The following is a 22,854-nucleotide window of genomic DNA, read 5'->3' as shown; positions in this document are numbered from 1 at the left end:
TTAAAAAAAGTGCCTTACTATAGCAAATGCTATTCAGGCAGGCATCCGACTTTAAGCATGAGTTTGTGAATGCGTTTTACACAAACTGACAATTCGGATACCGCCGGTTAATTATTTTGCAACAGCGATAAATGACTGAAGCTGAGCTTCATTCTGCAGACGCTGCTGCAGGGATGAGGCCTGCGATTTGCTGGCAAACGGCCCCATCTGAATGCGCCAGACCGCACCGTTCTGCTCAACGCGTCCAGGTACGCCAAACTGCTGGCTCAGACGCTGCTGATACTGTTTGGCCCGGGCCTGATCGCTCACTGCACCGACCTGAACCACATAGCTGCCGCTGGCCGCTGTTGGAACTGCGGCCGCCGCACTTTGCGTGGCCGCTGGCGCTGTTACGGGAGCCGGCTGGGTCGCTGGCGCAGCAACGGGAGCTGGGGCTGGGGTAGGCTCACTGCCTTCCAGCACGCCAGAGGCTAAGGTCGTTGGTGCGCCAAGAAAACCGCTACTCTTTACCGGTGCGCCCGTTGAATCGTCGCTTTGCAGCGTGTCATTGCTGATCGGGCGTATTTCTCCCCCAGGCTGAGCAGGCTCGGCCGGAGAAGAAACGCTGCCCATTCCGCCGTCAAGATTTGGGCGGTCGGGAAGGGCATAGGTCTGTTTTGCCACCGTCGTACACGCGGTACCCGGCCCGGACAGCGAACCATCCTGCGCCACAATAATCGGGTCAATACGAACTTTGGTGTTGTTCGAGGTGTTCAGACGATCGGCTGACGCGCGAGACAGGGAGATCACCCGGTCATTCCCGTACGGGCCGCGGTCGTTGATACGCACGACAATCATGCGGCCGTTTGCCAGGTTGGTGATACGGGCGTAGCTCGGGATCGGCAGCGTCGGGTGTGCCGCCGTCAGTTGCATAGGGTCGAACGCTTCCCCGGAGGCCGTCAGGTTACTGCCTGGCTCGGCATCATAAATGGCGGCAAAGCCCGCCTGACTGAAACGGGAAGGATCCTGAACGATTTTATAGCTTTTGCCGTCGCGCTCGTAATCCTGATTGGCACTGGCATTCAGCGGTTCATAAACGGGATCGGCACCGCTGATTTCAACGATCGGGCCATTACATACCGCAGGCTGCGGCGGCGCGACGGTTGCCTGTTGCTGACCATCATCACTTGTGCAGGCCGCAAGTAAACTTGCCGCAATGCAGATCCCCAGCCACTGCTTACGCATTCCGATCCCCTTATTTTTATACGCTTTTTGACAACATTTTTCTGTGGGTATGGATCGACATCACGATACCAAACCCGGCCATCAACACGATCAGTGCCGAGCCTCCGTAGCTCACCAGAGGCAGCGGTACGCCTACCACCGGCAGAATACCACTCACCATACCAATATTTACGAAGACATAAACGAATAAAATCAGCATCAACCCGCCAGCCATGACGCGACCAAAGGTGGTTTGCGCGCGCGCTGCAATCCACAATCCCCGCATGATCAGCAGTACGTATAGCGCCAGCAATATTAAGATGCCAACCAGCCCCAACTCTTCCGCCAGTACGGCAAAAATAAAGTCGGTGTGACGTTCCGGTAAAAATTCCAGCTGCGACTGCGTACCGTGCAGCCAGCCTTTACCGCGCAGGCCGCCGGAGCCAATCGCAATCTTGGACTGAATAATATGATAGCCCGCGCCCAGCGGATCGGTTTCCGGATCGAGCAGCATCATGACGCGCTGGCGCTGGTAATCATGCATCAGGAAGAACCAGAGAATAGGGATGAACGCCGCAATCAGCACCACCGCGATGCCAATCAGGCGCCAGCTCAGGCCCGACAGGAAGAGGACAAACAGGCCGGAGAGCGCGATAAGGATTGAGGTGCCAAGGTCAGGCTGTGCCGCAACCAGCAGCGTTGGCAAGAAAATCAGCACCAGCGCGATGGCGGTATTCTTCAGAGACGGCGGACAGACGTCGCGGTTGATAAAGCGTGCCACCATCAGTGGCACGGCGATTTTGGCAATCTCCGAGGGCTGGAAGCGGACAATACCCAAATCCAGCCAGCGCTGCGCCCCTTTTGAAATGGCGCCAAACGCATCTACCGCAACCAGCAAAATTATACAGAAGATGTAGAGGTAGGGCGCCCAGCCTTCGTAGACGCGCGGCGGGATCTGCGCCATCACCACCATAATGATCAGGCCCATGGCGATCTGGCCGATTTTGCGCTCCATCATCCCGATGTCCTGGCCGCTGGCGCTCCAGATAACCAGCGCGCTGTAAACCAGCAAAGCCAGCAGGATCAGCAGCATGGCTGGGTCGATGTGGATTTTGTCCCACAGCGATTTTTTATTTGGATTATCCGTCATGATTATTGGTCCTCCGCCGCAGCGGCGGCCGGGTTTTCAGCCGGCAGTTCGGTGTTGTTATCACCCAGCATGATGTGGTCAAGGATCTGGCGCATGATGGTCCCTACTGCAGGCCCGGCACCGCCGTTCTCCAGAATCATTGCCACCGCGACCTGCGGGTTGTCATAAGGAGCAAACGCCGTCATCAGCTTATGGTCACGCAGACGTTCGGCAATGCGGTGCGCGTTATAGGTTTCGTTGGCTTTCAGACCAAATACCTGCGCTGTACCGGACTTCGCCGCCACTTTGTATGGCGTCCCGGCAAAATACTTGTGTGCGGTACCGTTCGGGCGGTTTGCCACGCCGTACATACCGTCTTTCGCGATTTCCCAGAAGCCTGAATGAATGTCACCCACTGGAGCTTCGTGCGGCTGATTCCACGGTACTTTTTTGCCGTCTTCAACCGTGCTCTGCAGCAGATGAGGCACTTTCACCACGCCGTCATTAATGAGGATCATCATGGCCTTGTTCATCTGAAGCGGCGTTGCCGTCCAGTAGCCCTGGCCGATACCCACCGGAATGGTGTCACCCTGATACCACGGCTTTTTAAAGCGTTTCAGCTTCCATTCACGCGTTGGCATATTGCCAGAACGTTCTTCTGAAAGATCCACGCCGGTGTAATGCCCGTAACCGAATTTGCTCATCCACTCTGACAGGCGGTCGATACCCATGTCATACGCCACCTGATAGAAGAAGGTATCCGCAGATTCCTCCAGCGATTTGGTGACGTTCAGATGACCGTGGCCCCATTTTTTCCAGTCACGATAGCGCTTATCTGAACCCGGCAGCTGCCACCAGCCCGGGTCAAACAGGCTGGTATTACGGTTGATGACGCCGGCACTCAGCGCAGAGACCGCCACGTACGGTTTAACCGTTGAAGCCGGCGGGTAAACCCCTTGCGTCGCGCGGTTCACCAGCGGCGTGTTTGGGTCATTCAGCAGACCGGAATAGTCTTTACTGGAAATGCCGTCAACGAAGAGGTTCGGGTCATAGCTAGGCATGGAGACCATTGCCAGGATGCCGCCGGTACGAGGATCGGTGACCACAACGGCTGCGCGGCTGCCCGCCAGCAGGGTTTCGATATACTGCTGAAGTTTAAGATCGAGCGTCAGATAGACGTCATGCCCCGCCTGAGGCGGCACTTCTTTCAGCTGGCGGATCACGCGGCCACGGTTGTTAACCTCAACCTCTTCATATCCGGTTTGCCCGTGCAGAACGTCTTCATAGTAACGTTCGATCCCCAGCTTGCCGATATCGTGCGTAGCAGCGTAGTTAGCCAGCTTGCCGTCTTTATCAAGGCGGTCGACGTCTTTGTCGTTAATCTTGGAAACGTAGCCAATCACATGCGTCAGCGCGGAGCCGTAGGGATAGTAGCGACGCTTATATCCCTTCACTTCCACGCCGGGGAAACGGTACTGATTCACCGCAAAGCGTGCCACCTGGACTTCCGTCAGATTGGTTTTAACCGGAATCGAGGTGAAGCGGTGAGAGCGGGCGCGCTCTTTTTTGAACGCGGCGATATCGTCGTCGTTAAGGTCAACAACGCTTTTCAGCGCTTCCAGCGTATCCTGAACATTATCGACTTTTTCCGGCATCATCTCGATTTGATAGATGGTGCGGTTCAACGCCAGCGGGGTGCCGTTACGATCGTAAATAATGCCGCGGCTGGGTGCGATAGGCACCAGCTTAATGCGGTTTTCGTTTGAACGCGTCTGGTAGTCGGTAAAGCGGACAATTTGCAGATTATAGAGGTTGGCGATCAGCACGCCGGTAAGCAGCAAAATCCCGGTAAAGGCGACCAGCGCCCGGCGCACAAACAGCGCGGACTCAGCCGTATAGTCGCGAAAAGAATTCTGTAGTTTCATCCGCTGCTTAATCTACCCTGGTCAGTCATTACTCGCGGTGATAGGGGTGGTTGGTAGTAATGCTCCACGCGCGATACAGGCTTTCTGCCACCAGTACCCGAACGAGCGGGTGGGGAAGCGTCAGCGCGGAGAGGGACCAACTTTGTTCTGCTGCCGCTTTGCAGGCAGGGGATAACCCTTCGGGTCCGCCAATCAACAGACTGACGTCACGACCATCCTGCTTCCAGCGCTCCAGTTCGTGCGCCAGCTGCGGCGTATCCCAGGGTTTTCCTGGAATATCGAGGGTGACGATGCGGTTCTTGCCTGCGGCAGCCAGCATCAGTTCGCCCTCTTTTTCGAGAATACGTTTGATATCAGCGTTTTTGCCGCGCTTTCCGGCGGGGATTTCCACCAGTTCGAACGGCATGTCTTTTGGAAAACGACGCAGATATTCAGTAAAACCGGTTTGTACCCAGTCCGGCATTTTGGTGCCGACGGCGACCAGCTGCAACTTCACGCATTAACCCCAGAGTTTTTCCAGCTCATACAGGCGACGGCTCTCGTCCTGCATGACGTGGACAATCACATCGCCGAGGTCGACTACTACCCAGTCAGCCGTCGCTTCACCTTCAACACCCAGCGGCAAAAGCCCTGCTGCACGCGATTCCTGAACCACGTGATCGGCAATTGAAACAACATGACGCGTCGATGTACCGGTGCAGATGATCATGCAGTCGGTAATACTGGATTTACCCTTAACGTCGATAGCGATGATGTCCTGACCTTTCAGGTCATCAATTTTGTCAATAACAAAATCCTGGAGTGCTTTACCCTGCAAGTTTTCCCCCTGGGGTGAATGAGATTGTAAAACTTTGAATTCGTAGCCAGACAGTATACCTGAACTCACGCCTGAGTCGGGACAAATGTCTTCGGCCGGGCTTTTGAAGGCGGGTATCATCCCACCCTCCGCCTGAGATTGCATTGCCATTTTTGTAAAACAATTTCTGTAAAGCAACGATCGGCGGGAAAGTCTGGCAGCGGAGAATAACAGTATGGCTTACCCTGTCAAGGCAGGATAAACAATAAGCCGCTTTTTATACTCTCCGGCTATTCATCTGCGCTTTTCTGATACAAACCGTGCGCATGAATATAGGCCAGCACCGGGGTCGGCAGCAGCTCGTCACACGCTAAACCCTGCTGTAAACGCTCGCGAATGAGGGTCGCAGAGATATCGAACCACGGCGTTTCAGCCAGATAGATCTTCCCGGCAGGCTGGTTGTGAAGATCTTCAACATTATCGGTGAGGTGGTCTTCCAGCCACTGCTGGTACTGCTCTTCGCGCATGGTTAGCGGATAGCCGGGACGGCGGCAGACGAGCAGGTGGCTGTTCTTCAGAATGGTTTCATACTGATGCCACGTGGGGAAATTCAGCAGGGAATCCTGGCCTATGATAAAAGCCAGCGGCTGGTCTGGCCCTTGTTCGGCGCGCCACTCCTGAAGCGTCTGAGATGTCCAGGAGGGCGTGTCGCGACGCAGCTCACGCTCATCAAGTCGGAAGAGCGGTTTATCTGCGATGGCAAGGGCAAGCATCTCTTTTCGCTGCTCACTGGTCGCCTCGGGCTGTGGACGATGGGGCGGGACATTATTGGGCATAATAATGACGCGCTGAAGACCGATCAGATTCGCCAGAATTTCAACCGGCTTCAGATGCCCGTAATGTACCGGGTCGAAGGTGCCGCCATACAAGGCCTGTAAAGAATGCATGCTATCCATCAATAAAAACGTCTGCCAACGCCTTGTGGCAGAGCAGCAGAGAAAGACTTTCCAGCTCCGCCCAGACCGACTGGCCATAATCTTGTTTTAACGTGAGCTCAGCGCGCATCAGAAGCTGTACAGCCTGACGAAGCTGTTCATGACTCAGGCGATTGACGGCCTCGGTGGTCAAAGCGCGGCGATTTTGCCACACGCGGTGTTTATCCAACAGCGAACGCAGCGGCGTATGGGCAGACTGACGCTTGAGCGTAATCAGCAGCAGTAATTCGCGCTGCAGCGTACGCAGCAGAATAACGGGTTCGCTCCCTTCGAGACGCAGCTGTTGCAGAATATGCAGGGCGCGTTTGCTCTTCGCCGACAGCAGCGCGTCCACCCAGTGGAACGGCGTGAAGTGCGCCGCGTCGTTAACCGCCTGCTCGACGCGCGGCAAGGTCAGCTTGCCGTCCGGCCAGAGCAGGGAGAGTCTGTCCAGCGCCTGTGCCAGGGCCAGCAGGTTACCTTCATAGCAGTAGCAGAGCAGTTGGTTCGCCGCATCATCCAGCTGAAGGTTGTTCTGCTTCGCTCTCGCTGCGACCCATTTTGGCAGATGCGTCTGCTCTGGCGTCTGGCAGGTGACCTGCACCGCGTGGGCTGCGAGTTGGGTGAGCCACGCCGCATTTTCCTGCGCTTTGGTGAGCTTGTTGCCGCGCACAATCAGCAGCAGATCGCTGTGAAGCAGGCTGACCAGCGTGGCCAGCTGTTCATTGATGGCCGCGTTAGGGCCGTTCTCGGGCAGCAGGATCTGAATAGTCTGACGCGACGCAAAAAGGCTCATCGCCTGACAGAGTGAGAAGAGGGCATTCCAGTCGGTGTTGTTGTCCAACTGGACGGTGTGGTGCTCATCGAAGCCCTGAGAGGCTGCCTCATGCCGCACGGCATCCAGGCTTTCCTGAAGTAATAACGGATCGTTTCCAAGAAGCAGATACGCCGCGCGCAGCCCTTCTTTGAGCTGCGCGCGGAGTTGTTCAGGATACAGCCTGATCATCATTTACCCAGAGAGTTAGCAGCAGGAAGCGTGCCGGCAACCGGTTTTTCAACGATGTCAGATCCTTGTTTAGTTGACGCTGCAATACTTGGCAGTTTACGGATTAGCTGTTCCGCTGCTTTGTCGTACATTTCGTTGATGATAATCTGCTGTTCGGCATCTTTTGCCAGCGCCGTCTGCGGGTTATCGAAGAACGAACGGTACACTTTAGCGCTGATTGGGAAGATGTCTTTACCCGGGATCAGGACTGCTGCGTTGACCGTCAGCACCATCTGATACTCTGCGGTACGCCCATCCTGGAAGATAGAGGCTGTATCTCTCGCCAGACCGCCTCCTAATAGACGTAGGGACGGTACATCCTGGCGCAGCGTTTGTTTCTCAACAAGCTCAACGCCGTTCAGACGCAGCTGATTACGAATTGCCCGGCTGAGCGGACCATTCGGATCTGATGAGTCGAAAATCATCGTTTTCATCTCAGCGGGCACCGCCGTGGTATTGCGCAGGTGCCAGCCACAGCCAGCGGTGACAAGCACCGCCAGTGATAAGAGTATTGTTGCCAGTTGTCGCACGTTTCCTCCCGCGCTTAGCCAACGACCAGATTGAGCAGTTTACCCGGTACGTAGATCACTTTACGTACGGTAACGCCCTCAAGATATTTTGCGACCAGAGGTTCCTGGCCAGCGCGCTCGCGAACCTGTTCTTCGGTTGCATCGACCGCTACGGTAATTTTACCGCGGACTTTGCCGTTTACCTGGACCACGACCAGCGTTGTGTTTTCAACCATCGCTGCTTCGTCAGCCTGCGGCCACGGCGCGTTGTCGATATCGCCTTCGCCTTTCAGCTCCTGCCACAGGGTAAAGCTAACGTGCGGCGTGAACGGGTTCAGCATGCGAACGACGGCCAGCAGTGCCTCACGCATTAAGGCACGATCCTGCTCGCCGTCCTGCGGGGCTTTCGCCAGCTTGTTCATAAGTTCCATAATAGCCGCAATTGCGGTATTGAAGGTCTGACGGCGACCAATATCATCGGTCACTTTCGCAATCGTTTTATGAACATCACGACGCAGCGCCTGCTGATCTTCAGTCAGCGCGGCGGCGTTCAGCGCCGGCGCATCGCCCAGTGAGGTGTGCTCATAAACCAGTTTCCAGACGCGTTTCAGGAAGCGGTTTGCGCCTTCTACGCCAGACTCCTGCCACTCCAGCGTCATGTCCGCCGGCGAGGCAAACATCATGAACAGACGCACGGTATCCGCACCGTAACGCTCAACCATCACCTGCGGGTCGATACCGTTGTTTTTCGACTTGGACATCTTGCTCATGCCGGTGTAGACCAGCTCATGACCTTCGGCGTCTTTGGCCTTCACGATACGGCCCTTCTCGTCGCGCTCGACAATCGCATCAACCGGTGAAACCCAGTTACGCTCGCCGTTGGCACCGACGTAATAGAACGCATCTGCCAGCACCATGCCCTGACACAGCAGCTGTTTTGCTGGTTCGTCAGAGTTCACCATGCCTGCATCGCGCATCAGTTTGTGGAAGAAGCGGAAGTAGAGCAGGTGCATGATGGCGTGTTCAATGCCGCCGATGTAGATATCTACCGGCAGCCAGTAGTTCGCCGCATCGGAATCGAGCATACCGTCCTGATACTGCGGGCAGGTGTAGCGAGCATAGTACCAGGATGACTCCATAAAGGTGTCAAAGGTGTCGGTTTCGCGCAGCGCGGGCTGACCGTTGACGGTGGTTTTAGCCCACTCAGGATCGGCTTTGATCGGGCTGGTGATGCCGTCCATGACCACGTCTTCCGGCAGGATCACCGGCAGCTGATCTTCTGGCGTTGGCATCACGGTGCCATCTTCCAGCGTCACCATTGGAATTGGCGCACCCCAGTAACGCTGACGGGAAACGCCCCAGTCGCGCAGACGGAAGTTAACTTTACGCTCGCCCACGCCAAGGGAGGCCAGCTTGTCGGCGATGGCGTTGAAGCCCTCTTCGAAGCTCAGGCCGCTGAACTCGCCGGAGTTGAACAGGGTGCCTTTTTCAGTCAGCGCGTTTTCGGACAGGTCTGGTTCAGAACCGTCAGCCGCCAGGATAACAGGCTTGATGTTCAGGCCATATTTGGTGGCAAATTCGTAGTCGCGCTGGTCGTGACCCGGAACGGCCATCACGGCGCCTGTGCCGTATTCCATCAGTACGAAGTTGGCGGCCCAGACGGGGATCGCTTCTCCCGTCAGCGGGTGAATGGCTTTAAAGCCGGTATCAACCCCTTTTTTCTCCATCGTTGCCATATCGGCTTCGGCCACTTTGGTGTTGCGGCACTCATCGATGAAGGTCGCCAGTTCCGGATTGTTCTCTGCCGCTTTCTGCGCCAGCGGGTGACCTGCGGCCACGGCCAGGTAGGTCGCGCCCATGAAGGTGTCCGGACGGGTGGTGTAGACGGTCAGGGTCTGGTCATAGTTCTCAACGTTGAAGGTAATCTCCACACCTTCAGAACGGCCGATCCAGTTGCGCTGCATGGTCTTAACGGTATCTGGCCAGTGGTCCAGGTTATCCAGATCGTTCAGCAGCTCATCAGCGTAAGCGGTGATTTTGATAAACCACTGTGGGATCTCTTTACGCTCAACTTTGGTGTCGCAGCGCCAGCAGCAGCCATCAATAACCTGTTCGTTCGCGAGAACGGTCTGGTCATTCGGACACCAGTTAACGGCTGAGGTTTTCTTATACACCAGGCCTTTTTTATACAGTTCGGTGAAGAACTTCTGCTCCCAGCGATAGTACTCTGGGGTACAGGTTGCCAGCTCACGGCTCCAGTCATAGCCAAATCCCAGCATTTTGAGCTGGTTTTTCATGTACGCGATGTTGTCGTACGTCCAGGGCGCCGGTGCGGTGTTGTTTTTGACCGCCGCGCCTTCCGCAGGCAGACCGAACGCATCCCAGCCAATAGGCTGAAGAACGTTTTTGCCCAGCATGCGCTGGTAGCGTGCAATCACATCGCCGATGGTGTAGTTACGCACGTGGCCCATGTGTAGTCGACCAGAAGGATAGGGAAGCATCGACAGGCAGTAATACTTCTCTTTGCTCTCGTCTTCGGTTACTTCAAAGGTGCGCTTCTCGTCCCAGTGTTGCTGGACTTTTGATTCTATCTCTTCCGGGCGGTATTGCTCTTGCATGGCAGCCAGTGGTCCTGTTTTCAATACAGCTACAAATGTAGCCAATGGATGTGGTAATTCAGATCCGCATAGCATAGCCCAAACGCCCGCGTCAAAACAGCCTTTCGCACAAATGCGCTTTGCAGGAATTTACCGGGTCTGTGCTTCACCTGACAAAGCGGCGATGAAATAAGGTCTATTATTAGAAATAGTTACTTACCCGGGAGGCAAAATGATGAACAAGGTTGCTCAATTTTACCGCGAACTGGTGGCGACACTGACGGAACGACTGCGTAACGGCGAGCGCGATATCGATGCGCTGGTGGAGCAGGCGCGTGCCCGCGTGACGCAAACGGGTGAGTTAACGCGAACCGAAGTGGAAGAGGTGACGCGCGCCGTGCGTCGCGATCTGGAAGAGTTCGCGCGCAGCTACCAGGAGAGCCAGGAGGAGGTCACGGACAGCGTTTTTATGCGGGTGATTAAAGAGAGCCTGTGGCAAGAGCTGGCCGACATCACGGATAAAACGCAGCTGGAGTGGCGCGAGGTCTTTCAGGATTTGAACCATCACGGTGTGTATCACAGCGGTGAAGTGGTCGGGCTGGGAAATCTGGTGTGCGAGAATTGCCACCACCATATTGCGGTGTATACGCCGGAGGTTCTGTCGCTGTGCCCGAAATGCGGCCACGATCAGTTTCAGCGTCGGCCGTTTGAGCCCTAGGTAAAAGCAAAACGGCAACCATGTTGCCGTTTTTAGTGTGTGCGCCCTCTCCCCGTGGGAGAGGGGCGTGGTGAGGGCAACAGGCCGCATAAGGTAAAAGCAAAACGGCAACCATGTTGCCGTTTTTAGTGTGTGCTTCCTCTCCCCGTGGGAGAGGGGCGGGGTGAGGGCAACAGGCCGCATAAGGTAAAAGCAAAACGGCAACCATGTTGCCGTTTTTAGTGTGTGCGCCCTCTCCCTGTGGTAGAGGGGCGTGGTGAGGGCATCAGGCCGCATAAGGTAAAAGCAAAACGGCAACCATGTTGCCGTTTTTAGTGTGTGCTCCCTCTCCCCGTGGGAGAGGGCCGGGGTGAGGGCATCAGGCCGCACTATAGTAAGCCAGTCTCTCCGCCAGCAAATCCACAAACGCCTCCCGATCGATGTCTACCATCACCGTGGTATTCGGTTTATTCCCCGTCAGCGAGTAATAATCAACCACCGTCATCCCCTGGGTATATTTTCCCTGCGTTTCCACGCCAACCCAGCGGTCAACCGTCGTAAACATCTCAGGCTTTAACAGCCAGGCTATCGTGCACGGATCGTGCAGCGGCGCGCCGTGGAAGCCCCATTTCTCGGCTTTGTGATACTCCATAAAGAAGTCGAGCAGCTCGGCCACGGTTGTCGCAACCGGGTTGCCCACCGAGCGGAAACGCTCAATATCGTCCACCATAATCTGCGCACGATGGGTCACGTCCAGCCCTGCCATCACAATCGGTAAGCCGGACTGGAATACAATCTCAGCGGCTTCGGGGTCGACAAAGATGTTGAACTCCGCCGCAGGCGTCCAGTTACCCAGCCCCATGGCCCCGCCCATGATGACGATACGGGCTATTTTGCCGTGCAGTTCAGGGTGGCTGTTCAGCAGCAGCGCGACGTTGGTTTGCGGACCAGTTGCCACCAGCGTGACCGGTTCCGCGCTCTCGCGCAGCACCTTCGCCATCAGCTCCACGGCGGTACAGTTTTGCGGCGTGAATCCCGGCTCCGGCAGCGCCGGACCGTCCAGCCCGCTTTCACCATGAACGTTGTCGGCAATAATCAGCTCTCGCATCAGCGGCTTCACGGCCCCGCCGGCGACAGGTATATCGGTGCGTTTGAGCAGCGTCAGCATGCGCAAAACGTTACGCAGGGTTTTATCCGGCGTCTGGTTACCGGCGGAAGAGGTGACGGCTTTGACGTCGAGTTCGGGGGAGGCAAGAGCGAGGACGAGCGCGATCGCGTCATCATGACCCGGATCGCAATCGAGAATAATAGGCTGTGCCATAGCGTTCTCCATACGTAGCGTTATTTTGTGACAAGGTTAACGCTTCAATGTGACGCCGACGAGAGGAAGTGAGTGAAAGCGTGAAGCAGTGCGCAATCCGCAGATTGCGCACCGGGAAGATTAGTGCAGGATTTTCGCGAGGAAATCTTTCGCACGCTCGGATTTCGGGTTAGCGAAGAACTCTTCTTTCGGCGAGTCTTCGACAATTTTCCCTTCGTCCATAAAGATCACGCGGTTGGCCACCTTACGGGCGAAGCCCATTTCGTGGGTCACCACCATCATGGTCATCCCTTCGTGCGCCAGCTCGACCATTACGTCCAGCACTTCGTTGATCATCTCCGGATCGAGCGCCGACGTTGGCTCATCAAACAGCATGGCAACCGGATCCATGCACAGCGCGCGGGCGATCGCCACACGCTGCTGCTGGCCGCCGGAAAGCTGTGCCGGGAACTTGTCGGCATGCGCAGAGAGCCCAACGCGTTCCAGGAGCTTCAGACCTTTCTCGCGCGACGCTTTTTTATCACGCTTAAGCACTTTTACCTGCGCCAGCGTCAGGTTCTCAATAATGGAGAGGTGAGGGAACAGTTCAAAATGCTGGAACACCATGCCAACATGGGAGCGAAGCTGGGCGAGGTTGGTTTTCTTGTCGTTGACTTTAGTACCGTTGACCACGATCTCGCCCTGCTGCACCGGCTCCAGCCCGTTGACGGTTTTAATCAGCGTTGATTTACCGGAGCCGGACGGCCCGCACACCACCACCACGTCGCCTTTTTTCACTTCGGTAGAGCAGTCGGTCAGCACCTGAAAGTGCCCATACCATTTAGAAACATTTTTCAGGGAAATCATTATACCGTCCTTTTCTTCAGCCAGCTGACCAACAGCGACGCGCTTAAACTAATCACAAAATAGACCGCACCCGCAAAGAGCACCATCTCAACCTGCGTACCATCACGCTCACCGATGGTTGACGCGGTACGGAAGAAGTCTGCCAGGCTCAGAACGTAGACCAGTGAGGTATCCTGGAACAGCACGATACCCTGGGTCAGCAGGAGCGGAACCATGGCGCGAAACGCCTGCGGCAGAATAATGAGCTGCATGGACTGCCAGTGCGTCATCCCCAGCGCCAGCGCGGCGCTGGACTGTCCGCGAGAGATGCTCTGAATGCCCGCGCGGATAATCTCCGAGTAGTAAGCGGCCTCAAACATCGAGAACGCCACCATCGCCGAGATCAGGCGGATATCAGTCTTCGGCGACAGGCCCAGCACGTTTTGCAGGAAGCCGGGCACAATCAGGTAAAACCACAGCAGCACCATTACCAGCGGAATGGAACGGAACACGTTAACGTAGGCGGTCGCAAACCAGGCGAGCGGCTTAAAGCTCGACAGGCGCATGACGGCCAGCAGGGTCCCCCAGACGATACCAATGATGATGGCGATAACGGTGATTTTTAAGGTAATCACCAGGCCATCAAGCAGGTAAGGCATGGATGGAACGATAGAACTCCAGTCAAATTCGTACATTATTTGCCCCCCATGTTGCCCGGCAGGCGAATTTTGCGTTCAACCAGGTTCATCACAAGCATGATGAAAGCGTTAATCAGAACATAGGCGAGCGTGATCGCGGTGAAGGATTCCCACGCGTGGGCGGAGTAATCCAGCAGCTTGCCTGCCTGCGCAGCCATATCGACCAGGCCGATAGTCGAGGCGATGGCCGAGTTTTTCACCAGGTTCATCATCTCTGAGGTCATCGGTGGAACGATGACGCGGTAGGCGTTAGGCAGCAGCACGTAGCGGTAGGTTTGGGGCAGCGTCAGGCCCATCGCCAGGCCCGCGTTTTTTTGTCCGCGCGGCAATGACTGAATGGCGGCACGCACCTGCTCGCAAACGCGCGCAGCGGTAAACAGCCCCAGACACATCATGGAGGAGACAAAGAACTGCACGTTCGGATCCAGTTCCGACTTGAACCACATGCCAATATTTTCCGGCAGCAGTTCCGGGATAACCAGATACCAGGTAAAGAATTGCACGATCAGCGGAACGTTACGGAACAGTTCCACATACAGGGTGCCGAGTGTTGAAAGAAAACGGTTAGGGACGGTGCGCAGAATACCGAACAAAGAACCGACAAGAAACGCGATGATCCACGCCGTTATCGATAATGCCACGGTGACCTGAAAGCCGCTCCATAGCCAGCCAAGATAGGTGGTGTTGCCGAACGGGGCTTGTTGCAGAAATATGCCCCAGTTCCAGTCGATTGACATAATAAACTCCAGAAAAAAAAGGGTAGCAGCACTACCCTCGAAGATTGGTGAGAAGCTCATTTTTCGCGCTGAGTGGGGAACGACCACTCAGCGTATAGTCTGTCCATGCTTCCCGACAATCGAGAGGGCAGGAGATCCCGCCCCTGTTGTTCTAATTAGTTAAGAGCCTTGTCATTTGGAGATTTGAACAGCGCTTTCATGTCTTCAGACAGTTCAAAATTCATGTTCAGGTTTTTTGGTGGAATCGGGTTCTTGAACCATTTGTCGAACCATTTTTCCGCTTCGCCGGAGGTCTGCACCTGAGCGATGGTGTCATCGATCAGCTTTTTGAACTGCGGATCGTCTTTACGCAGCATACAGCCGTAGGCTTCTTTGGACTGCGCGGTACCGACGATATCCCAGTTGTCTGGTTTCTTCGCTTTAGCACGCTCGCCCGCCAGCAGGGCGTCGTCCATCATAAACGCGACGGCACGACCGCTTTCCAGGGTACGGAAGGAGTCGCCATGGTCTTTCGCGCTGATGATGCGCATATCCATTTTCTTCTCGTCGTTCAGCTTGTGCAGCAGCACTTCAGACGTGGTACCGGAGGTGACAACGACTGCTTTGCCTTTCAGGTCAGCGAAGTCTTTAATCTCACCGCCTTTCTTCGTCAGCAGGCGGGTGCCTACAACAAAGATGGTGTCAGAGAAGGCAGCCTGCTTCTGACGCTCGAGGTTGTTGGTGGTGGAGCCACACTCGAAATCAAAGGTGCCGTTTTGCAGCAGTGGAATACGGTTCTGTGAAGTGATTGGGATCAACTTCACCTGCAGGTCAGGTTTGTTCAGCTTTTTCTTCACGGCTTCAACGATGGCGTTGGAGTAATCCTGTGAATAGCCCACGACTTTTTGCGTGTTGTCGTAGTAAGAGAACGGGACAGAAGATTCACGGTGGCCGACCACGATAACGCCGTTTTTGGCAATCTTGTCGAGAGTGCTGCCTGCTGCAGGCGCATCTTCAGCGTGAACCACGCCAGCAGACATTCCCATAACCAGCATTGCTGTGGCCAGTTTACGTAATTGCATACCCAACTCCTTTTTTATCAGCGCCAGAGACGCATTGATACCCATTGTGATGTTGTTATATCTCGCGCAATGCGAGTGCAGTGTTATGCAAGCTTGTTAACATTTAGTCTGGCTTAATGTAAAGATTTTGCTGCGTTATTGTTTATTTTTGCGAAGCGCGCCGCACCAATCAGAGGCAAATATCTCCCGTTGCACCGTTTCGGTGCTACTGATGATCTACGCTGGTGCGACAAAGTTGCACGTTAAGCCAAACTGCGTTTACCTGAATAAACAAAGCAATAGGCGTGCCAGAATTGGAGTCTTGAGGGAATTGCCGGGTGGCGGCTACGGCTTACCCGGCAACAGAAGGGAAGGTTATTTACGACGCTGGCGCAGGCTCATCAGCACAGCGCCAAAGCCGAACAGCGCGGTCAGGATCCACAGCGGCCAGTTGCCGGTGCGTGCGTATGGCGTCAGCCCCGTGGTTGGCGTGACGTTAGCGGTCAGCACCTCTCGGGTAAACTGCGGGATCATCGCCTGGATTTCACCCTGCGGACCAATCACGGCGGTGATGCCGTTGTTGGTGCTGCGCAGCAGCGGACGCGCCAGCTCCAGGGAGCGCATGCGTGCCATCTGGAAGTGCTGCCACGGGCCGATTGATTTACCAAACCAGGCATCGTTGGAGATGGTCAGCAGATAGTCCGTATCCGGGCGGAAATTATCGCGCACCTGCTCGCCAAGGATGATTTCGTAGCATATGGCCGCCGTCAGTGCCAGGCCGTGCGCGTGCAGCTGAGGCTGTACGTATGGTCCGCGGCTGAAGGAGGACATCGGCAGATCGAAGAACGGGGCCAGCGGGCGAAGAATCGACTCCAGCGGCACAAATTCACCAAACGGCACCAGGTGGTTCTTGTTGTACCGGTCAGTGGAGTGGTAGCTGTATTCGCTGTCTTTGCCGAGCGTAATGATGGTGTTGTAGGTGTCGTAGCGGTTCTGCTGATTCAGACGCGCATCGACAATCCCGGTGATCAGCGTGCTGCCGCGCGCCACAAGCAGGTCGTTCATCATGTTGAGGAACGGCTGCTGGTTGATCTCCAGATCGGGAATGGCAGACTCCGGCCAGATAATCAGCTGTGATTTACCCATCACCTCTTCGGTGGCGTTGGCGTAGATCTTCAGCGTATTCAGCAGCTCTTTCTCGTCCCACTTCATGGACTGCGGGATATTCCCCTGCACCATGGAAACCTGCATAGCGCGCGCGGGCTCAGGCGTGAACCACTGGATATAGCGCAGCGGGAAGGGAAGAGCGAACAGCACCAGCGCCACAACCAGCGGCTTCCAGCCGCGCGTGACCAGAGCCAGGACCAGCAGGCCGCTGACCACCATCAGCAGGAAATTAATGGCCTCAACGCCCATGACCGGCGCCAGGCCTTTGAGCGGGCCGTCAATCTGACTGTAGCCGAACTGCAGCCATGGGAAGCCGGTCAGCACCCAGCCGCGCAGGAATTCCGTGATCTGCCAGACCACCGGTGCGGCAATGGCGACGCGCAGCCAGGTGGTTTTGGGCCACAGGCGAGAAAGGATGCCGGCGAACAGGCCGGTATAAAGCGAGAGATACGCGGCGAGCAGTACCACCAGGAAGACGTTAACCGGGCCCGGCATACCGCCAAACTGGGCGATGCTGACGTAGACCCAGTTAATACCTGAGCCAAACAGCCCCAGTCCCCAGAAGTAGCCGATAGCTGCAGCCTGCACCGGACGACGGTTCAGGGTCAGACCCTGAAGCCCCATCAGGGAGAGAATGGCCGCAGGCCAGATATCGTAAGGAGAAAAAGCCAGCGTACCGCTGGCTCCGAGTAACAGCGCCAGCAGCAAACGGACGCGCTGGCGTTCAAGCAATGGGGCAAATGCCATTTACATTAATCTTCCAGTTTTGGCACCGGTGAGTCGTCCGGCGTTCTGACGTGAACCTGTATAATACGTCGGCTGTCGGCCATGGCTACTTTGAACTGGTAACCGTCGATGTCAACGGTCTCACCGCGCGCCGGGAGGTGGCCAAAGGCCTGCATCACCAGCCCGCCAATGGTATCGACCTCTTCATCGCTGAAGTGGGTCCCGAAGGCGTCGTTGAAGTCCTCGATGGAGGCCAGCGCGCGCACGGTCCAGGTGTGGCGGCTGAGCTGACGGAAGTCGATATCCTCTTCTTCGTCGTACTCGTCTTCGATTTCGCCCACGATCAGCTCAAGGATATCCTCGATCGTGACCAGACCGGAGACGCCACCAAATTCATCAATAACAATCGCCATGTGGTAACGCTGAGAGCGAAACTCTTTCAGCATCCGATCCACACGTTTACTTTCCGGCACAACCACGGCCTGGCGTAACACTTTTTCCATGCTGAAGGCTTCGGCATCGCTGCGCATAAACGGCAGCAGATCTTTCGCCATCAAAATCCCTTCGATGTGATCTTTGTCTTCGCTGATGACCGGGAAACGCGAGTGGGCAGATTCGATGATCACATCGAGGCACTCGTCCAGGGTCTGGTTACGTTTCAGGGTGATCATCTGCGAGCGGGGGATCATGATATCGCGAACGCGCTGGTCGGCGATGTCCATAACCCCTTCGAGCATTTCGCGCGTATCTTCGTCGATAAGGTCGTTCTGCCCGGAATCACGAATCAGCTCCAGCAGTTCATCACGGTTTTTGGGTTCGCCGTGGAAAAGCTGGTTCAGAATGAGGGAGAAAAATCCCTTTTTACTGGTTGTCGTGTCGCTACTGTGTGAATTGTCGTCGCTCATGGCGTTTGTTAAGGGTTCTCTTGTTAGTTCAACGTTTACCGCCACGCGATGTCCTTTCGTGGCGGCAGGTGAGTCAGTCAGGTGACGGACTATTCTTTCTCGGCAATGTACGGATCCTCATAGCCCAGAGCAAGCATTATCTCTGTCTCGAGGGACTCCATCTCTTCCGCTTCGTCATCTTCAATATGATCGTAGCCCAGCAGGTGCAGGCTGCCGTGTACCACCATATGCGCCCAGTGGGCCTCAAGCGGTTTTTGCTGCTCTTTAGCTTCCTGCTCAACAACCTGACGGCAGATGATCAGATCGCCCAGCAGCGGCATCTCAATGCCCGGAGGCGCTTCGAACGGGAAAGAGAGCACGTTGGTCGGCTTATCTTTACCGCGATAGGTCAGGTTAAGCTCATGGCTTTCCGCTTCATCCACCAGACGAATCGTAACTTCCGATTCTTCCTGAAACTGAGGAATAACGGCATCCAGCCATTTCTGAAACTGTGCCTCATCTGGCATGCCGGAATTGTCTTCACAGGCCAGCTGTAAATCGAGGATCACCTGACTCATTTCTGTTCTTGCTCCTGCGCTTCGCGCTTACGTTCTGCGGCCAGTTCGGCCTTACGCTTTTGATCCGCCTCTTCCCAGGCTTCATAGGCGTTAACGATACGCGCGACCACCGGGTGGCGTACCACGTCTTCACTGTGGAAGAAGTTAAAGCTGATTTCGTCGACCTCGGCCAGCACCTCAATGGCGTGGCGCAGGCCTGATTTGGTGCTGCGCGGCAGGTCGATCTGGGTGACGTCACCGGTGATGACCGCTTTCGAGTTAAAGCCGATACGCGTCAGGAACATCTTCATCTGTTCAATGGTGGTGTTCTGGCTCTCATCGAGAATGATGAACGCATCGTTCAGCGTTCGACCGCGCATATAGGCGAGCGGGGCCACTTCGATAACGTTACGCTCAATCAGCTTCTCAACCTTCTCAAAGCCCAGCATTTCGAACAGCGCATCGTATAAAGGGCGCAGGTACGGGTCGACCTTCTGGCTCAGATCGCCAGGCAGGAAGCCCAGTTTTTCACCCGCTTCGACGGCAGGGCGGGTCAGCAGGATGCGACGGATCTCCTGGCGTTCCAGTGCATCGACCGCCGCGGCAACCGCCAGATAGGTTTTACCCGTACCCGCCGGTCCCACGCCGAAGGTGATGTCGTGGTCGAGAATATTGGCGATGTACTGCGCCTGGTTTGGCGTGCGCGGCTTGATGACGCCACGCTTGGTCTTAATGTTAATCGCCTTGCCATAGTCCGGAACGCTTTCCGCGCTTTGCTCAAGCACGCGCGCCTCTTTAATGGCGAGGTGAATTTGTTCCGGTTCGATATCCTGAATTTCGCCGCGCATGGGGGAGGTATCGACATACAGGCTACGCAGAATGTCCGCAGCAGCGTTGACGCAGATAGGGCGTCCGGTAAGTTTGAAATGATTATCGCGACGATTGATTTCGATACCCAGACGTCGCTCCAGTTGTTTGATGTTGTCATCAAACGGCCCGCACAGGCTCAGCAGGCGAGCGTTGTCTGCTGGCTCAAGGCTAATTTCACGCGTATCTATGTTCAAACTGTTCCTCTTTGATTAGTTAACTGACCCGCTGCCACACGGCGTAATAAAACGGTCATTACCGAAATTATTCACGCCACAGAATAAAGGCGCAAGCGTTGCGGAAGATATTGGGGACGATGAGAGGAAATACAAGGCCTGCCGGAAGGGCAGGCCAGAAGGATTATGGCTGGTAAATCCCCACGCCAGAATCGTTTTCTTTACGGGTACGAGAGATCACGGATTCCGGTGACTCGGCAATACGTAGGCCCATTTCGTCTTCGGTGCGTACCAGCTTCGCGCGCAACGAGTTGGTCAGCACTTCGACAATCTCGACGTCCACGAATTTACCGATCATATCCGGGGTGCCTTCAAAGTTCACCACGCGGTTGTTCTCGGTACGGCCAGAGAGTTCCATGATGCTCTTGCGGGAAGTGCCTTCCACCAGAATGCGCTGAACGGTGCCGAGCATACGACGGCTCCACGCGTTGGCCTGCTGGTTGATACGTTCCTGCAGAATATACAGACGCTGCTTTTTCTCTTCTTCCGGCACATCGTCAACCATATCGGCCGCCGGTGTTCCAGGACGCGCAGAGAAGATGAAGCTGTAGCTAACGTCAAAATTCACTTCACCGATGAGCTTCATGGTGCGCTCGAAGTCATCAGCTGTTTCGCCAGGGAAGCCGACGATAAAGTCAGAGCTAATCTGGATATCCGGACGCGCTTCACGCAGCTTGCGAATGGTGGACTTGTACTCCAGCACCGTATGCGGGCGGCCCATCAGGTTCAGCACGCGGTCAGAGCCACACTGAATCGGCAGGTGCAGGAAGCTCACCAGCTCTGGCGTATCGCGGTACACGTCAATGATGTCGTCGGTAAACTCCATCGGATGGCTGGTGGTAAATCGAATGCGGTCGATACCGTCAATCGCGGCCACCAGACGCAGCAGCTCGGCAAAGCTGCCTGTGGTGCCGTCGTAGTTTTCCCCGCGCCAGGCGTTAACGTTTTGGCCCAGCAGGTTCACTTCGCGAACGCCCTGTGCGGCAAGCTGCGCTATTTCAAACAGAATATCGTCTGCCGGACGGCTGACTTCTTCACCATGGGTGTAAGGCACCACGCAGTAAGTGCAGTATTTGTTGCAGCCTTCCATGATAGAGACGAATGCGGTCGGGCCATCGGCGCGCGGCTCTGGCAGACGGTCAAACTTTTCGATTTCCGGGAAGCTGACGTCAACGACCGGGCTACGGTTGCCGCGAACCTGATTAATCATCTCCGGCAGGCGGTGCAGGGTCTGAGGGCCAAAGACAATGTCCACATACGGAGCTCTCTGGCGGATCAGCTTGCCTTCCTGCGACGCGACGCAGCCACCCACCCCGATGATCAGGTCCGGATTTTTTCGCTTGAGAAGCTTCCAGCGGCCTAAGACGTGAAAGACTTTTTCCTGCGCTTTTTCACGAATCGAACAGGTGTTCAGCAGCAGCACGTCCGCTTCTTTCACATTTTCTGTCAGCTGGTATCCGTGGGTTGAATCCAGCAGATCGGCCATCTTGGATGAATCGTATTCGTTCATCTGACAGCCCCAGGTTTTTATATGGAGTTTTTTAGTCATCGACTTGCTCAGCTCAGGATTGCAAGCCGCGTATTGTAATGCTTTGGTGGGGTTGTGACCAGTATGAAGGTTATGTGTCTCAGGACCGAAAAAATCCGGTAAACTTAAGGGATTCTCCAATAAGGAAAATTGACCATGACACTCCTACACACCGAAGTTGCCGTTGTCGGCGGCGGTATGGTCGGCGGCGCGCTGGCGCTGGGGCTGGCGCAGCAGGGATTCGAGGTAACGGTAATTGAACGGGCTGCTCCGCCGGCCTTCGATCCCGCCAGCAAACCGGATGTGCGCATTTCCGCTATCAGCGCGGCGTCCGTCGATCTGCTGCGCGGGCTGGGCGTCTGGGAGGCGGTGCTGGCGATGCGCGCCCATCCTTACAGCCGTCTTGAAACCTGGGAGTGGGAAAATGCCCACGTCGCGTTTGATGCTGCTGAGCTGAAGCTGCCGCGCCTGGGTTATATGGTGGAAAACAACGTGCTTCAGCTGGCACTCTGGCAGGCGCTGGAGACGCATCCGAAGGTGACGCTGCGTGTTCCGGCGTCGCTTAAGGCGCTGCATCCTCACGAGAGCGGTTATGTACTGACGCTCGACAGCGGCGATGAACTGGTCGTGAAGCTGGTCGTTGGGGCAGACGGCGCTAACTCGCAGGTCAGAGAGATGGCGGGTATCGGGGTTCATGCCTGGCAGTATGAGCAGTCCTGCATGCTGATTACCGTCGAGAACGAGAATGCGCCGGGAGATAGCACCTGGCAGCACTTCACGCCGAACGGCCCGCATGCCTTTTTACCGCTCTTCGATAACTGGGCGTCGCTGGTCTGGTACGACAAACCGGCGCGTATTCGCCAGCTGCAGGGGCTTTCAATGGAACAATTGCAGCGGGAAATCCGCCTGCACTTCCCGAGCCGTCTGGGCAACGTTACGCCGGTCGCTGCCGGGGCGTTTCCCCTCACGCGACGTCACGCTTTGCAGTATGCCCGTGAAGGGCTGGCGCTGGTGGGCGATGCGGCACATACCATTCATCCGCTGGCCGGGCAGGGTGTCAACCTGGGGTATCGTGATGTCGATGCGTTACTGGATGTGCTGGGCAGCGCCCGCGGGCACGCGGAAAACTGGGCCAGCCATCAGATCCTGAAGCGTTACCAGACGCGACGCATGGCGGACAATTTCATCATGCAGTCGGGGATGGATCTGTTCTATGCCGGGTTCAGCAATGACTTAGCCCCGGTGCGCATTCTGCGTAACATAGGCCTGATGGCAGCGGAACGCGCCGGTGGCCTGAAGCGTCAGGCCCTGAAGTACGCCCTCGGACTTTAATCTTTGCTCCGACTTTTCCCTCGCCCCTTTGGGGAGAGGGTTAGGGTGAGGGGGAATCAGG

21 protein-coding genes are annotated in these 22,854 nt (G+C 55.8%); 2 read left to right on the top strand and 19 right to left on the bottom strand.

Annotated features, from left to right (window positions below; all coding sequences use genetic code 11):
- Window positions 1-111: 111 nt before the first annotated feature.
- The 9 genes from rlpA to leuS form a co-directional block, all read right to left on the bottom strand.
- Window positions 112-1,224, bottom strand: coding sequence for an endolytic peptidoglycan transglycosylase RlpA (gene rlpA, locus RVY89_RS12845; protein WP_484825517.1), 1,113 nt, complete (start codon window positions 1,222-1,224; stop codon window positions 112-114).
- A gap of 16 nt (window positions 1,225-1,240) precedes the next feature.
- On the bottom strand, window positions 1,241-2,353 hold the full coding sequence (mrdB, locus tag RVY89_RS12840; RefSeq protein ID WP_008501037.1) for a peptidoglycan glycosyltransferase MrdB: 1,113 nt from the start codon (window positions 2,351-2,353) through the stop codon (window positions 1,241-1,243).
- A gap of 2 nt (window positions 2,354-2,355) precedes the next feature.
- Window positions 2,356-4,257 (bottom strand): peptidoglycan DD-transpeptidase MrdA, encoded by a 1,902-nt coding sequence (gene mrdA, locus RVY89_RS12835; protein WP_032638848.1) that lies wholly within the window; start codon window positions 4,255-4,257, stop codon window positions 2,356-2,358.
- A gap of 28 nt (window positions 4,258-4,285) precedes the next feature.
- Window positions 4,286-4,753: a 23S rRNA (pseudouridine(1915)-N(3))-methyltransferase RlmH gene (rlmH, locus tag RVY89_RS12830; protein WP_014069327.1), complete on the bottom strand. Its 468-nt coding sequence runs from the start codon at window positions 4,751-4,753 to the stop codon at window positions 4,286-4,288.
- 3 nt (window positions 4,754-4,756) lie between these two features.
- Window positions 4,757-5,074 carry a ribosome silencing factor gene (rsfS, locus tag RVY89_RS12825; RefSeq protein WP_023334893.1) on the bottom strand — a complete coding sequence of 106 codons (318 nt, stop codon included), beginning with the start codon at window positions 5,072-5,074 and terminating at the stop codon, window positions 4,757-4,759.
- A gap of 269 nt (window positions 5,075-5,343) precedes the next feature.
- Window positions 5,344-6,009, bottom strand: a complete 666-nt coding sequence (gene nadD, locus RVY89_RS12820; protein WP_484825516.1) for a nicotinate-nucleotide adenylyltransferase — start codon at window positions 6,007-6,009, stop codon at window positions 5,344-5,346.
- Window positions 6,002-7,033 (bottom strand): DNA polymerase III subunit delta, encoded by a 1,032-nt coding sequence (gene holA / locus RVY89_RS12815; RefSeq protein ID WP_484827935.1) that lies wholly within the window; start codon window positions 7,031-7,033, stop codon window positions 6,002-6,004. Before holA ends, nadD begins: the two co-directional genes overlap by 8 nt.
- Window positions 7,033-7,602 carry an LPS assembly lipoprotein LptE gene (lptE, locus tag RVY89_RS12810; protein WP_484825515.1) on the bottom strand — a complete coding sequence of 190 codons (570 nt, stop codon included), beginning with the start codon at window positions 7,600-7,602 and terminating at the stop codon, window positions 7,033-7,035. The genes holA and lptE overlap by 1 nt, the downstream gene beginning before the upstream one ends.
- A 14-nt stretch (window positions 7,603-7,616) precedes the next feature.
- On the bottom strand, window positions 7,617-10,199 hold the full coding sequence (leuS, locus tag RVY89_RS12805; protein WP_484825514.1) for a leucine--tRNA ligase: 2,583 nt from the start codon (window positions 10,197-10,199) through the stop codon (window positions 7,617-7,619).
- Between the two features lie 214 nt (window positions 10,200-10,413).
- Between leuS and RVY89_RS12800 the strand changes: the two genes are divergently transcribed.
- Window positions 10,414-10,896, top strand: coding sequence for a zinc ribbon-containing protein (locus tag RVY89_RS12800; RefSeq protein WP_063621922.1), 483 nt, complete (start codon window positions 10,414-10,416; stop codon window positions 10,894-10,896).
- A gap of 358 nt (window positions 10,897-11,254) precedes the next feature.
- Here the strand turns inward: RVY89_RS12800 and rihA are convergent, their stop codons facing one another.
- From rihA to miaB, 10 genes are all read right to left on the bottom strand, one after another.
- Window positions 11,255-12,196, bottom strand: a complete 942-nt coding sequence (gene rihA, locus RVY89_RS12795) for a pyrimidine-specific ribonucleoside hydrolase RihA (protein ID WP_484825513.1) — start codon at window positions 12,194-12,196, stop codon at window positions 11,255-11,257.
- Window positions 12,197-12,316: 120 nt separating this feature from the next.
- Window positions 12,317-13,042: an amino acid ABC transporter ATP-binding protein gene (locus tag RVY89_RS12790; protein WP_014883001.1), complete on the bottom strand. Its 726-nt coding sequence runs from the start codon at window positions 13,040-13,042 to the stop codon at window positions 12,317-12,319.
- On the bottom strand, window positions 13,042-13,716 hold the full coding sequence (gltK, locus tag RVY89_RS12785; protein ID WP_014883002.1) for a glutamate/aspartate ABC transporter permease GltK: 675 nt from the start codon (window positions 13,714-13,716) through the stop codon (window positions 13,042-13,044). The genes RVY89_RS12790 and gltK overlap by 1 nt, the downstream gene beginning before the upstream one ends.
- Window positions 13,716-14,456 carry a glutamate/aspartate ABC transporter permease GltJ gene (gltJ, locus tag RVY89_RS12780; protein WP_008501048.1) on the bottom strand — a complete coding sequence of 247 codons (741 nt, stop codon included), beginning with the start codon at window positions 14,454-14,456 and terminating at the stop codon, window positions 13,716-13,718. Before gltJ ends, gltK begins: the two co-directional genes overlap by 1 nt.
- A 155-nt stretch (window positions 14,457-14,611) precedes the next feature.
- Complete coding sequence (locus tag RVY89_RS12775; RefSeq protein ID WP_023334902.1) at window positions 14,612-15,517, bottom strand: amino acid ABC transporter substrate-binding protein; 906 nt, start codon at window positions 15,515-15,517, stop codon at window positions 14,612-14,614.
- A 354-nt stretch (window positions 15,518-15,871) separates the two neighbouring features.
- Complete coding sequence (gene lnt / locus RVY89_RS12770) at window positions 15,872-17,410, bottom strand: apolipoprotein N-acyltransferase (protein WP_484825512.1); 1,539 nt, start codon at window positions 17,408-17,410, stop codon at window positions 15,872-15,874.
- Between the two features lie 5 nt (window positions 17,411-17,415).
- Complete coding sequence (corC, locus tag RVY89_RS12765) at window positions 17,416-18,294, bottom strand: CNNM family magnesium/cobalt transport protein CorC (RefSeq protein WP_021242574.1); 879 nt, start codon at window positions 18,292-18,294, stop codon at window positions 17,416-17,418.
- 89 nt (window positions 18,295-18,383) lie between these two features.
- Window positions 18,384-18,851: an rRNA maturation RNase YbeY gene (ybeY, locus tag RVY89_RS12760; RefSeq protein ID WP_008501052.1), complete on the bottom strand. Its 468-nt coding sequence runs from the start codon at window positions 18,849-18,851 to the stop codon at window positions 18,384-18,386.
- Entirely contained in the window at window positions 18,848-19,894 is a 1,047-nt protein-coding gene (locus tag RVY89_RS12755) for a PhoH family protein (protein ID WP_008501053.1), read from the bottom strand. The genes ybeY and RVY89_RS12755 overlap by 4 nt, the downstream gene beginning before the upstream one ends.
- A gap of 163 nt (window positions 19,895-20,057) precedes the next feature.
- Window positions 20,058-21,482, bottom strand: a complete 1,425-nt coding sequence (miaB, locus tag RVY89_RS12750; RefSeq protein WP_484825511.1) for a tRNA (N6-isopentenyl adenosine(37)-C2)-methylthiotransferase MiaB — start codon at window positions 21,480-21,482, stop codon at window positions 20,058-20,060.
- Between the two features lie 135 nt (window positions 21,483-21,617).
- Here miaB and ubiF point away from each other — a divergent pair, with 135 nt between their 5' ends.
- Entirely contained in the window at window positions 21,618-22,793 is a 1,176-nt protein-coding gene (ubiF, locus tag RVY89_RS12745; protein ID WP_484825510.1) for a 3-demethoxyubiquinol 3-hydroxylase, read from the top strand.
- Window positions 22,794-22,854 lie beyond the last annotated feature (61 nt).

It is taken from the genome of Enterobacter sp. 3U4 (assembly GCF_057224565.1).
Note: the sequence above shows the minus strand (reverse complement) of the source record. Positions and strands in the feature narration are given on the sequence as shown.